The 12,324-nt window shown below is 62.7% G+C and carries 14 protein-coding genes; 4 read left to right on the plus strand and 10 right to left on the minus strand.

The window, feature by feature from the left end; translation table 11 throughout:
• Positions 1-142 precede the first annotated feature (142 nt).
• The 5 genes from MF410_RS13700 to MF410_RS13720 all read right to left on the minus strand — a co-directional run bounded on the left by MF410_RS13700 (position 143) and on the right by MF410_RS13720 (position 6,016).
• Positions 143-3,604, minus strand: a complete 3,462-nt coding sequence (locus MF410_RS13700) for a chromosome segregation SMC family protein (protein WP_097624150.1) — start codon at positions 3,602-3,604, stop codon at positions 143-145.
• 105 nt (positions 3,605-3,709) lie between these two features.
• A complete protein-coding gene (locus tag MF410_RS13705; protein WP_097624149.1) occupies positions 3,710-4,486 on the minus strand; it encodes a DsbA family protein in 777 nt (258 codons plus the stop codon).
• A gap of 147 nt (positions 4,487-4,633) precedes the next feature.
• Positions 4,634-5,215, minus strand: coding sequence for a Fic family protein (locus MF410_RS13710; protein WP_097624148.1), 582 nt, complete (start codon positions 5,213-5,215; stop codon positions 4,634-4,636).
• Positions 5,216-5,218: 3 nt separating this feature from the next.
• A complete protein-coding gene (locus MF410_RS13715; protein WP_097624147.1) occupies positions 5,219-5,413 on the minus strand; it encodes a hypothetical protein in 195 nt (64 codons plus the stop codon).
• Positions 5,414-5,524: 111 nt separating this feature from the next.
• Positions 5,525-6,016 (minus strand): DUF721 domain-containing protein, encoded by a 492-nt coding sequence (locus MF410_RS13720; RefSeq protein ID WP_097624146.1) that lies wholly within the window; start codon positions 6,014-6,016, stop codon positions 5,525-5,527.
• A gap of 108 nt (positions 6,017-6,124) precedes the next feature.
• On the opposite strand from MF410_RS13720, the gene mutY reads away from it, so the two are divergent.
• From mutY to MF410_RS13735, 3 genes are read left to right on the plus strand one after another with little or no spacing between them, the layout of a single operon-like run.
• Positions 6,125-7,222 carry an A/G-specific adenine glycosylase gene (mutY, locus tag MF410_RS13725; protein WP_097624145.1) on the plus strand — a complete coding sequence of 366 codons (1,098 nt, stop codon included), beginning with the start codon at positions 6,125-6,127 and terminating at the stop codon, positions 7,220-7,222.
• Positions 7,223-7,224: 2 nt separating this feature from the next.
• Entirely contained in the window at positions 7,225-7,839 is a 615-nt protein-coding gene (locus MF410_RS13730; protein ID WP_097624144.1) for an HAD family phosphatase, read from the plus strand.
• A 4-nt stretch (positions 7,840-7,843) separates the two neighbouring features.
• On the plus strand, positions 7,844-8,209 hold the full coding sequence (locus tag MF410_RS13735) for a nuclear transport factor 2 family protein (RefSeq protein WP_097624143.1): 366 nt from the start codon (positions 7,844-7,846) through the stop codon (positions 8,207-8,209).
• Between the two features lie 119 nt (positions 8,210-8,328).
• Here MF410_RS13735 and MF410_RS13740 read toward each other — a convergent pair whose 3' ends face one another.
• The 4 genes from MF410_RS13740 to MF410_RS13755 all read right to left on the minus strand — a co-directional run bounded on the left by MF410_RS13740 (position 8,329) and on the right by MF410_RS13755 (position 11,048).
• Positions 8,329-9,471, minus strand: a complete 1,143-nt coding sequence (locus tag MF410_RS13740; protein WP_097624142.1) for a site-specific DNA-methyltransferase — start codon at positions 9,469-9,471, stop codon at positions 8,329-8,331.
• Positions 9,472-9,854: 383 nt separating this feature from the next.
• Positions 9,855-10,112: a hypothetical protein gene (locus tag MF410_RS13745; RefSeq protein WP_239619820.1), complete on the minus strand. Its 258-nt coding sequence runs from the start codon at positions 10,110-10,112 to the stop codon at positions 9,855-9,857.
• A gap of 259 nt (positions 10,113-10,371) precedes the next feature.
• Positions 10,372-10,722: an antibiotic biosynthesis monooxygenase gene (locus MF410_RS13750; protein ID WP_097624140.1), complete on the minus strand. Its 351-nt coding sequence runs from the start codon at positions 10,720-10,722 to the stop codon at positions 10,372-10,374.
• Complete coding sequence (locus MF410_RS13755; protein ID WP_097624139.1) at positions 10,719-11,048, minus strand: NIPSNAP family protein; 330 nt, start codon at positions 11,046-11,048, stop codon at positions 10,719-10,721. Before MF410_RS13755 ends, MF410_RS13750 begins: the two co-directional genes overlap by 4 nt.
• Before the next feature lie 71 nt (positions 11,049-11,119).
• Between MF410_RS13755 and MF410_RS13760 the strand changes: the two genes are divergently transcribed.
• Complete coding sequence (locus tag MF410_RS13760) at positions 11,120-11,806, plus strand: metalloregulator ArsR/SmtB family transcription factor (RefSeq protein WP_097624138.1); 687 nt, start codon at positions 11,120-11,122, stop codon at positions 11,804-11,806.
• A gap of 50 nt (positions 11,807-11,856) precedes the next feature.
• Here MF410_RS13760 and MF410_RS13765 read toward each other — a convergent pair whose 3' ends face one another.
• Complete coding sequence (locus MF410_RS13765; RefSeq protein WP_097624137.1) at positions 11,857-12,288, minus strand: hypothetical protein; 432 nt, start codon at positions 12,286-12,288, stop codon at positions 11,857-11,859.
• Between the last annotated feature and the right edge of the window lie 36 nt (positions 12,289-12,324).

Here is a 12,324-nt window from a genome sequence, read left to right on the forward strand (position 1 = left end):
AACAGCCACGGACGCCAGATATGAATGCGGTCCCGCCTCTTGCCAGCTTCTCCCTTACCGGGTTCACGCCTCCTGCCCGCCCGTCCCTTCAACCTCCGTCATTCCAGGCCTTGAGCCTGGAATCCACGGCCCCACCAACCCCTCAGGCGATCTCGCGCAGGCGTTCGGCGGTCTGCAGGTCGACGGAGACGAGGGTGGAGACGCCCTGTTCGGCCATGGTGACGCCGAAGAGGCGGTTCATGCGGGCCATGGTGATCGGGTTGTGGGTGATGATGACGAAGCGGGTTTCGGTGGAGGCCGCCATTTCGTCCATCAGATTGCAGTAGCGCTCGACATTGTGGTCGTCGAGTGGCGCGTCGACCTCGTCGAGCACGCAGATCGGCGCCGGATTGGTTAGGAAGACGGCGAAGATCAGCGCCATCGCCGTCAGCGCCTGCTCGCCGCCGGAGAGCAGCGTCATGGTCTGCGGCTTCTTGCCGGGCGGCCGCGCCAGGATTTCCAGGCCGGCTTCGAGCGGATCGTCGGATTCGATCAGCTGCAGCTCGGCGGTGCCGCCGCCGAAGAGATGGGTGAACAGCCGTTGGAACTGGGCGTTGACGATGTCGAAGGCGGCGATCAGCCGTTCGCGGCCCTCGCGGTTAAGGCTCTGGATGGCGCCGCGCAGTTTGCGGATCGCATCGATGACGTCGTCGCGCTCCCTGATCAGCGCTTCGAGCTTTTCGCTCAGCTCCTTCTGTTCCTCGTCGGCGCGCAGGTTGACGGCGCCGAGCCGCTCGCGCTCGATCCGCAGGCGCTCCAGCTCGCGCTCGACCTCGCGCGGATCGGGAAGCGCCTGCATGGCCGGGCGCCCGGTCAGCTGCAGCGCCTCATGCGGCGCGACATTCAAAACTTCGCGGATGCGGCTTTCGCTTTCCTGACGCTTCTCGCGGGCCGAAACCAGGCGCTCCTCGGCGCGGCCGCGCCTTTCCCGGCATTCGGCAAGCGCGGAGAGCGCCGTCGCCGCCTGGTGATCGGCCTCGCGCTGGATGCGTTCGGCCTCCGCCAGGAGATCGCCGGCGTTGCGGCGCGCCTCCTCGGCCTTCTGCAATTCGGAAAGCAGAGCCCGGCGCTTGTCGTCGAATTCATCCGGCGCCATTTCGAGTTCGGCTGCCTCTTCGCGCGCCTCTTCCTCGCGCTCGCGCAGCGTCGCGACCTGGTCCTCGCCGCTGAGCGCCCGCTGGCGCCAGGTCTCGCGCTCCTGGCCGATCGCCATGATGCGGCGCTGGCGAGCCTCGTTTTCTCGTGCCAGGCTTTCGTGGCGGGCGCGGCTTTCGGCAAGCGCGCCGCGATCGGTCGCGACCTCCGCCTGCTGGAAGCGCAGACGCTCGTCGATCGCGGTCAGATCGGGCGCATCTTCCAGCTCGATGCGGGCGTTCTCTTCCTGGACGCCGATCTCCTCCAGCTGCGCGCCCAGCTGGCTGACCGCCTCGCTGACGACATCACGGCGGCGGATCAGGTCGCCGGAGGCTCGCTCGGCCGCGACCAGCGCTTCGCGGGCTTCGGCCAAATGACGCGCCGACAGCCGGCTCATGTCGCGGGCGTCAGTAAGCCGGCGCTCCTCCAGCCGGATTGCTTCGGCGGCCGCCGCTTGCCGCTCCTCGGCTTCGGCGAGCACGTCGCGGGCAAGGGCTGCTTCGCCTTCGAGCTCGGCCAGGCGGTTCTTCTGGGCAAGGCGAAGGGCGGCCGCACTCGGCGCGTCGGCGCCGGTGACGTGACCGTCCCAGCGATAGACGGCGCCCTCTTTCGTCACCAGCCGCTGACCGGGCTGCAGCGCCGCCATCAGGCGTTCCGCGTCTCCATCGGCGACCAGGCCGATCTGGCGCAGGCGGCGGGTGAGTGCGGCAGGCGCGCTGATATGGCCGAGCAGCGGCGTGACGCCTTCGGGAAGGGCAGGATCGCCGGAACCATCACCATTGTCCGACCAATGGGCCGGCGCCTCGGCAGCAAGCGGCGATTCCAGATCGTCGCCGAGGGCGGCACCGAGCGCCGTCTCGAAGCCGCGGTCGACCTTCAGTTCGTCGGCAACCGGCGGAAATTTGCCGGCGGCAGCACCGGCGGCGAGCATGCGGGAAATGGTGCGGGCCTCGGTTTCCAGCGCATTCAGGCTCGAACGGGCCTGATCGACCGGCGCGCGCGACAGCGCCTCGGTCTGGCGGGCAACAGCAAGCGCCTGGTCGACCAGCTGAACGGCGGCTTCCGCGTCGGCGACGGCGATCTCACCGGCCTCGACGATGGCGCGTTTTTCATCCGGGTTTGGCAGGCCGGCGATCTTGTCGCCGATGGCTGCGAGTTCGTGGTTCGCCTCGTCCATCTGGCGCTCGAGGCGCATGCGGCGATCGGCGAGATCGCGGATGGCGCGTTCCAGCTGGTTGCGGCCGGCAGCCGCTTCGGCGCGCTCGGCCGTCAGCGCGGTAAAAATACGCTCGCTGTCGGCAAGCTTTGCCGCCGCTTCCTCAAAGGCCTCGCGGGTTTCCTCGGCATAACGGCCGGAATCGGCCAAGACTTCCGCAATCTCGGCTTCTTCGGCGTCGAGCCTTGCCAGGATGACGGCATTGTCGGCCACCAGCCGCTCCTCGCGGCGAATATCTTCGCCAAGCTGGGCGAGACGGCGGGTGAGTTCATCGCGTCGGCGCAGGATGCGGCCGGCATCTTCCTCCAGCTGGCTTCGGGCGATCTGAAGCCGCTGCAGCGCGGCGGCGGCACGCGCTTCGCCGTCGCGCAGTTCCGGCAGCTTCAGGCTGGCAATGCCCTGCTGCTTGGCCGCCTCCATCTGGGCTTGGGCCTTTTCGGCGACGACCGATGTCGCCTGGTTCAGCGCGCTATCGGCCTCGGCCTCGGCCTCCTTGGCCTGCATCCAGCGGATATGTAAAAGCATTGCCTCGCGGGCGCGGATATCGGCCGACAGCGTCTTGAAGCGGTTGGCCTGGCGGGCCTGGCGTTTCAGGCTCTCGATCTGGCTTTCGAGCTGCGAGGTGACGTCATCGAGACGCTCGAGATTGCCTTCGGCGGCGCGCAGCCGCAGTTCGGCCTCGTGGCGACGGGAATGCAGGCCGGAAATGCCGGCCGCCTCTTCGAGCAGCTGGCGGCGGGCCTGCGGCTTGGCCTGGATCAGCTCGCCGATACGGCCCTGCCCGACCATCGAGGGCGAACGGGCGCCGGTGGAGGCGTCGGCAAACAGCAGCTGCACATCCTTGGCGCGGCTTTCCTTGCCGTTGATGCGATAGAGCGAGCCCTGCTCACGCTCGATGCGGCGGGTGACCTGGATCTCGTCGGCATCGTTGAAAGCGGCGGGCGCGGTGCGCGTTGCATTGTCGAGATAGAGTGCCACTTCGGCGGTGTTGCGGGCCGGCCGGTTTCCGGAACCCGAAAAGATCACGTCGTCCATGCCCGAGGCGCGCATGTTCTTGTAGGAATTCTCGCCCATCACCCAGCGCAGCGCCTCGACGAGGTTCGACTTGCCGCAGCCGTTCGGGCCGACGACGCCGGTCAGCCCCCGCTCGATGATGAATTCCGTAGGCTCGACGAAGGATTTGAAGCCGACCAGGCGCAGCTTGTTGAACTTCATGCGTAGACATCCACGGCAGGAAGCCCCCTCAGCCGCAAGCTGCGCTGAATACGAAAAACGGGCGCACGGCTTTCGCCGTCGCCCGTCGTTTCGAAACGGTCCGGTTCAGATGAGGCTGTCGATGAGCGCCGACAAGGTTTCAACCGGCATGTCTCCAGAGTAGCGCTTGCCATTGATGAGGAACGTCGGCGTGGCGTTGACGCCGAAATCCTTGGAACCTCTTTCCCGCGTGGCGTTCACTTCATCCAGAAGCTTCTGGTTCGTCAAGCATTTCGTGAAGCTATCCTCAGTAAATCCGGCGAGCTTCGACATCTGCAGCAGTGCGGCGCGGCCGTCATCGGCGGCGGCCCAGACCTGCTGCTGCTTGAACAGCATCGAGACCATCGGGAAATACTGTTCCGGCGTGCTCAACTGCTCCGGGTTGGAAGCGCTGCAGCGGGCGAGCATGAAGGCGGCGGCGGCGCGCGGATCGAAGGGGAATTCGCGGATGATGAACTGCACCTTGCCGGCGTCGACATATTTCTGCTTGATGGCATCGAAAGTCGTATTGTGGAAATGGGCGCAATGCGGGCAGGTCATCGACATATATTCGACGATCTTGACCGGGGCATCGGCCTTACCAAGCGCCATCTCCGGCAACGCGCCGGGCTTCAGCACCTCGGCCATATCGACATCGCCGTCGGATTGCGGCATTTCGGTCGCCGATGTCGCCGCCGTCTGCATGGTATCGACATTGGTGCCGTCGGCCATGGTCTTGCCGGAGGACGAAGCATCGGCAGCGTCCTTGCTGTCGTTGCAGGCGGCAAGCGCTGCGGCAGCTGCGGCGATGGCGATCCCACCCAGGAGGCGGCGTTTCGTCAGTTGCATTTCGGACATCTGCATGGGTTCCCCATAGGTATGAGAGTGACGGCGTGACTGTGCGATATAACGGCTGACGGCCGCTCACAAGCCACGGTTCACCAACTTCCTTCAAAGAATTGTGACCGTGATGGGACCGCTAGGCAAAATTGCGAGCGGGCGGCTCGCGCGTCAAGGTTCGGTGATGATGTCGAGGATGAGCCTCGCCAGCGGTTGCTCTGAGCCGGCAAAGCTCTCGATCATGGCGTCGATAACACGGTCTCGATCTAGTACTTCGGCATTGAACGGCAGACCAGCACGTTCGGCCAGTAGAGCGAGAAAGGTCAATTGGGTGCGGCCGTTACCCTCACGGAAAGGGTGGACCGCGTTGATCTCGGCAAGAAGGTGCGCGGCTTGAATTGCAAAATCTGCTGGTGCCAGTCCTCGGAAATAGTTCGCCTGGGCCAGCTCCCGAAAAATCCGATTCAGCTCGTTTGCGATGAACTCAGGATAACAGAACCAGTTGCCACCTTTGCCGATACGGATGGTGCGAATCTCGCCGGCCCAATCGTAGACATCCTGGAACAGGTGCTGATGGAGGGCGAGATAGTGGATGACATCCAGATCGCCCTCCGGCCAAGGCTCATCCGAGCGGAGCACGAACATCGCTGTTTCAAACTCATCGAGCTCCGCCTGGTCCGTAAGGTCCAGTTTGTTGCGGAGCACGGGCGTGCCCAGATAACAGAGCGGGTCGTATCCGGCAGTATAGACCAACGTTTAGGCAGACTTGCGGACAAACTGCGCGCGGATCGCTTCACGGCGCGCTTCTGTCGGCTGGTCTACAGTCTCCGCGAGGACCTTACGCATGCGCGGGCTGAGTATCAGGCCTTCGACCGCACTGATCTTTTCGGCTCGCGCCTGGGTCAGGCGACCGATATTGGCATTGCGGGTCAAGTTGGGCTTTTTGCTCATCGTGAGTCAGAACGTAGCACGACCTCACGCGGACTCGCAAAAGGAATTCGTTTGATTTGAACGCCGGGATCACCGTTGCACGATACAGATAGGCAAGCGGCAAACAAAGGATCACCGCCCCCGCTTGCCCATCACCGCGGTCCCCAGGCGTTGGATTGCCTGGCGCAGCTTGTCGTTTTCGATGCCTTCCATCATGCCTTCGAGCTTGCGGGCGGCTTCGCCTTTCAGCGGCGGCGGGGTGCGGGAGCGGCGGATGGCTTGTGAGACCGGCTTTTGGACGATGCGGATCTGGTGGACGGCGGCGAAGCCGAAGAAGCTGTTGATGCGCTGAATGAGTTCGCCCTGGGCATGGGTCAGGAAAAGCGCGCGCGCGCCTTCGCAGGCGATTGTCAGCACGCCGGGGCGGAAGCCGCCGTCATCGCCGCCGCCGCGGGCCCAGGCGATCTTTTCCGGCCGGGTGCAATCGGCGAAATCCTCGCCGGCGATTTCGCTCCACGAACCGAGCAGCGCAGTGTTGATGCCGGCGCGGCGCGCCAGGACGGGATCGATTAGCCCGTTCGCCAGCTCGGAAATCTGCTTTGCACCTTTGCGTGGAGAACTCATCGAAACCCTTGGACACCTCTGCCGATCGCACAGGCAATTTGCATCACCGGCTTGATCGCGCGGCATTGCTTCGCCAAGTATAGGCACTTCCCCCGATCCCGGCAAATCATGACGATCACGACACCCGACACGCCCACCGCAAAACCCCTGCTCGACTGGTACGACCGCCATCACCGCGATCTGCCCTGGCGCATCTCGCCCGGCATGGCGGCCGGCGGCGCCAAACCCGATCCCTATCGCGTCTGGCTTTCGGAGGTTATGCTGCAGCAGACGACGGTGCAGGCGGTCAAACCCTATTTCGCCAAGTTTCTGCAGCGCTGGCCCGAGGTGACCGATCTTGCCGCTGCCGAAAACGATGCCGTGATGGCGGCCTGGGCCGGGCTCGGCTATTACGCGCGGGCCCGCAACCTGAAGAAATGCGCCGAAGCGGTGGCGAAAGAGCATGGCGGCGTCTTTCCCGATACCGAGGAAGGGCTGAAGTCGCTGCCAGGCATCGGGGATTATACGGCCGCCGCCGTCGCCGCCATCGCCTTCAACCGGCAGGCGGCCGTCATGGACGGCAATGTCGAGCGGGTGATCTCCAGGCTTTATGCGATCGAAACGCCGCTTCCGGTGGGAAAGCCGCTGATGAAGGAAAAGGTGACGCGGCTGACACCCGCGACTCGTCCTGGCGATTTCGCCCAGGCGATGATGGATCTCGGGGCGACGATCTGCACCCCGAAGCGGCCGGCCTGTTCGCTCTGTCCATTCCGCGGCGCCTGCGCGGCGCTGAAGCATTCCGATCCCGAATTCTTCCCGGTAAAGGCGGCGAAGAAGGAGAAGCCGGTGCGGCAGGGTGCAGCCTTCGTCGCAGTCACCGCCGACGGCGAGATCCTGCTCAGGCGGCGCGCCGAAAGCGGCCTGCTCGGCGGCATGACCGAGGTGCCGACAACGGCCTGGACGGCGCGGCTCGACGGCGAGACCTCGGCTGCGGCCGCGCCCTTCGAGGCGGCCTGGCAGGCCTGCGGCACCGTCCTCCATGTCTTCACCCATTTCGAACTCCGGCTGTCCATCTGGCGCACGGCGATCGCCGGCAAGGTGGATGACCGCCCGAATGACGGATGGTGGGAGCCGGTTACAAATCTTGAAGCGCAGGCCCTGCCGACCATCATGAAAAAAGCGATCGCAGCGGCTATTCCTCTCGCGTTCAAAACATCCAAGGGATGACCATGACCACCGAAATAAAACATATCGTTTTCGATATCGGCAAAGTCCTTATTCATTACGATCCGCATCTTGCCTTCGCCCGCCTCATTCCCGACGAGACGGAGCGCAACTGGTTCTTCGCCAATATCTGCACCCATGACTGGAACATCGAGCAGGACCGCGGCCGCACCTGGGCTGAGGCCGAAGCGCTGCTGATTGCCGAGCACCCGGCCCGCGAAGAGCATATCCGTGCCTTCCGCAAATATTGGCACGAGATGGTGCCGCACGCCTATGAGGACAGCGTCGCAATCATGGAAGGGCTGATCGCCGAAGGGCGCGATGTGACGATGCTGACCAATTTCGCTTCCGACACCTTCCGCGAGGCGCAGGCGCGCTTTCCCTTCCTCACCAAACCGCGCGGCGTCACCGTCTCCGGCGATGTCGGCCTGATCAAGCCGGATCTCGCGATCTACGAGACCCACACGAAAAGCTTCGGCCTCGACCCCAAGGCGACGATCTTCATCGACGATGCGCCTGTTAATGTCGAAGGCGCCAAGGAGTTCGGCTGGAATGCGGTGCTTTTTTCGGGCGCGGACAAGCTGCGCAGCGATCTTGCCGCTTACGGCCTGAAGGTCTGAAGTCATGGCTTTCGATCCCGCAGAGGAAATCGACCGCTTTCATGCCGCCATCAACGCTCTCAACTTCGCCGCGATCGAGGCCTATTTCGCCGAGGATGCCGCCTACGTCTCGAACGGCGTCGGCAGCCTTGCCGGACGGAGCGAGATCATGGCCGCCTTCAGGAAATATTTCGACGACTATCCCGATCAAACGGCGGAAAATTCGCTGGTGGAGACACTGACGCCGCTGTCCGGCCGGGCTGTCTGGTCGCTTCGCGCCACCCACAGCAAGACCAGCAAGGTGCTGATCCGCGAAGGCGAGGAGACGATTACCTTCAATGATGAAGGCCGCATCACCCGGGTCGACGTCACCGATTACAAGGATTTCTGAGGATTTCTGAAGCAGGCCTCAAATCGAAGACGCCCGGGGCTAAGACCCCGGGCGCCTTGGCCTTCTTCCGCAACTGGAGGAAACCGGAAGAAGGTATTTCGATCCGCCGAAAGTGGTGCTCACTCCACCTTTGCCAGATCACTGCGGATGACGGACCTGAGATCGTCGATCGGGCGCAGGGACTGCCCGTCTTCGAAATGCCAGAAGGTCCATCCGTTGCAAGCATCGAGACCCTGCACCTTGGCGCCGAGACGATGAATGGAGCCGGCGTCGCCGCCTGAAGCCACTGTGCCGTCGGCGCGCACGATGGCGCTATAACGGCGTTTGGCATCGGTCAGCACCTGGCCGGGTTTGATCAGGCCGCTTTCGACAAGCACGTTGAAGGCGACGCGAACCTCGGCCTTCTTGCCGGTCATGACGGTCAGTTCCGCCTTCCCCAGCGGCTCGACGGCGGCGATGCGCGCGGATGCCGCATCGATATAATCCTGCTCGCGCTCGATGCCGACAAAGTGACGGCCGAGACGCTTGGCGACCGCACCCGTCGTTCCCGAGCCGAAGAAGGGATCGAGCACGATATCGCCGGGTTTGGTCGAGGCCATGATGACGCGGGCGAGCAGCGCTTCCGGCTTCTGCGTCGGATGCACCTTCTTGCCGTCCTCGCCCTTCAGCCGCTCATTGCCGTTGCAGATCGGGAACAGCCAGTCGGAGCGCATCTGCACGTCGTCATTGGCGGCCTTCATCGCATCGTAGTTGAAAGTATACCCCTTGGCCTTGGCATTGGGGCTTGCCCAGATCATCGTCTCATGGGCGTTCTGGAAACGTCGGCCCTTGAAATTCGGCATCGGATTGGTCTTGCGCCAGATGATGTCGTTGAGGATCCAGAAGTTCAGATCCTGCAGCGTCGCGCCGACGCGGAAAATATTGTGATAGGAGCCGATCACCCAGATCGAGCCCGTGGGCTTCAAGACACGGCGGCAGGCGAGAAGCCAGGCGCGGGTGAAGGCGTCATAGGCCTCGAACGAAGCGAACTGATCCCATTCGTCATCGACGGCATCGACCAGCGACTGGTCGGGACGGTGCAGCGATCCGCCGAGCTGGAGGTTATACGGCGGATCGGCAAAGATGATATCGACGGAGTGGGTGGGCAAGGCCTCAAGGGCACTGACGCAGTCACCCTTGATGATCGTGTCGACCCAAGACCCCGGCCGGGAAGCCGACTTGACGGAAGCCTTGAGGTCGGCAAGCGGAAAAACTGATGCCATTCTGATACTCACTCATACGCTTGACGCTTAACTCTCCGTTATGGTTACCCAACTTAGTTACCAAAGCCTGAAGCGGTGGCCGATTTCAGGAATTTATTCGGGCAACAACCAATGCTGTCCAGTTAAAAGATGCGGGGCCGGACGGAAGACATTGATTGTCTTTGGGTTGCGGCGTTTTTCACTGGTCGGGGACACGAACAGGAGCTCAATACTCCCAGCCGAGGAGATCGGCGAGGGCCGCCCCTCATCCGGCTGCCGCCACCTTCTCCCCATCAGAACGGGGAGAAGGTTAGGGTGAGGGGCAATCACTAGCATGACCGGAGAGCTGTGGGTGACAGCCAGGCTGGCCGGCGGAGATGGCCGCAACCACGTCAAACATCTCTTTATTCAAGATTTTCCCGGATGTCGTTAAAACTCATGATCGTGTCAAACATCACCCTATACTCCAACAGCACAGTGTCCGTTATCTTATTACCCTGCACCCTCCTCATGTCACAGGTAACTTGCTTATCAAAATAGCTGCCTTTCATGCTGCATTCACCGTCGATTTCATTTTTACTTCGGCCGGTTAAGCGCGCGGCATCTGAGATTGCTCGCTCTGGGAATGTCACCCCAATGATATCAGGATTCTGGATGATCATGAGAGCCGTAGAAATTACGAAGAACGCTAAGACAATGTAGATAAAGGAAAATATAGCTGCCCATACAAATTTTATTATCTTTGAGGCCCACACGATCTGGTTTTCCGCATTGCTTGATATTTAAACTGCAGATAGCATTTTCTCCATTTTGATAAATGAAATAAATTCATTGTCACGCCTGTAGTTCGAACGGGGTACGCCAGTTGCATTTTTCACAGCGCCGGCCTGGCGACCGCGCGGGATGCGCTCGCTCTCGACCTCACGCCGCATCATGCACCTTGCGGCTATCCGCCGGCGCCTCGTCGCGTTCGAACATGCCGTAATCGCGCAGGACGCTGGCGATGCGCAGGCGGTAATCGGCGAAGATGCCGCCGCGACCGGCCTGTTGGGCTGCCCGATGGGCTTCGAGGTTGCGCCACTGTCTGACGGCCTCCTCGTCGCGGAAGAAGGAGAGCGACAGCAGCTTGCCGCGGTTCGTCAGGCTCTCGAACCGCTCGATCGAGATGAAGCCGTCGATCTTTTCGAGCTCGGATCGCAATTCGCCGGCGAGGTCGAGATATTTGTGGCGCTCGCCCATATAGGGCACGACTTCGAAGATGACGGCGATCATGGCTGCACCAGCTTGGCGTGAGGGGCGGAGACATTTTTGAGGAAGATGCGGTCCTCCTTGAGGATGAAGCCTTCGCGCCTGGCGAATTCATAATTGTCGCGGCCGAGCGGGTCGGCGGCCAGCCTGGCGCGATAGGCCTCGTAGGCGGCGAGGCTTTCGATGTTGTAGACGCCGTAGGCCGTTGTCGACGAGCCCTCATGCGGGCCGAAATAGCCGATCAGGTCGGCGCCGTTTTTCGGAATGGCCTGGCCCCAGTTGCGGGCATATTCGGCGAAGGCCTCCTTCTTGAAGGGGTCGATCTGATAACGGATGAAGCAGGTGATCATCGGTGTTTCTCCTTTGTGCCTGCTCGTTTTCGCACATTGCCTGACGGCGATGCTTCGGTTACGATCGAAGTATGAAGGAAGGTCCTGACATTGCGCAAATCGGTGCGCTCATCGGCGATCCCGCCCGCGCCAACATGCTGGCGGCGCTCACCGGCGGCCGGGCGCTGACGGCGACCGAGCTTGCCGGCGTCGGTGGCATCACCGTGCAGACGGCGAGTACACATCTTGCCAAGCTTGAAGCCGGCGGACTGCTTGCCCAGCGCAAGCAGGGGCGTCACCGCTACTTCACCTTGGCCGACGAGGCTGTTGCCCGGCTGATCGAAAGCATGATGGGGTTTGCCGCCGGACGCGGGCATCTGCGCCACCAGCCGGGGCCGAAAGAGCCGGCGCTGCGCAAGGCGCGTATCTGTTACGATCATCTCGCCGGCGATTACGGCGTGCGCATGCTCGACAGCCTGATCGCCTCAGGCTCGATCGACGCGGTCGGAGACGGGCTATCGCTGACCGAGAAGGGCGAAAACGATCTCGAATGCATCGGCATCGATGTCGGCGACCTCCGATCGTCGCGCCGCCCGCTCTGCCGCTCCTGCCTCGACTGGAGCGAAAGGCGCGCCCATCTTGCCGGCAGCCTCGGCAAAGCCTTGCTGTCAAGCTTCCTCGACAAGGGCTGGGCGCGGCGCACGCCCGAAAGCCGCTCGGTCCTCTTCACCCCGGAAGGAGACCGGCAGTTTCTGAAGCTCTTTCCGATCGACGCGTAGGTTCGCTGCGGATCTGCACAACCATTCAGCGCCATTCCGGCTGGTGCTGGCTATAGACCACCGGCCTTCCACCCATCCTGCTGCCGCACATGCGCACGCAGCGCCGCGAGTGTGAGCGCCAGTGCGGCGTGATTGCTTTCGGCTTCACCCAGCACGTTTTCGCCTTCCTCGATCTCGCGCAGTTGCGCGCCGTAAAGGCAATCGTCAGACGCCTGGCCGCGGGCAAGATGCCAGACGGCATCCGGCCGGATCTCCCGGCAGAGATCGATGGCGTGATTGACGTCGTGGGTGAACGGCCGCGCCATCAGGAAGCCGTGCTGCGACTTGATGCTGCTCGGCATGTAATCATGGGGACCGTCGAAATCGTTCGGCTCGGCCGGCCGGAGCTGTTTCAGCAAAAAGGCACAGGTGATGAAGGCGTCGATCCGGCCGTCGGGCATATCCGTTTTTTCCAGGGTTTCGATAATGTCCTCGATCGTCATGCAGGCTTCCTCTTGGTCGGTTCTTCGGCGTGCCGC

This window comes from Rhizobium sp. C104 (assembly GCF_022354505.1).
In the GTDB taxonomy this organism is placed as follows: Bacteria; Pseudomonadota; Alphaproteobacteria; order Rhizobiales; family Rhizobiaceae; genus Rhizobium; species Rhizobium redzepovicii.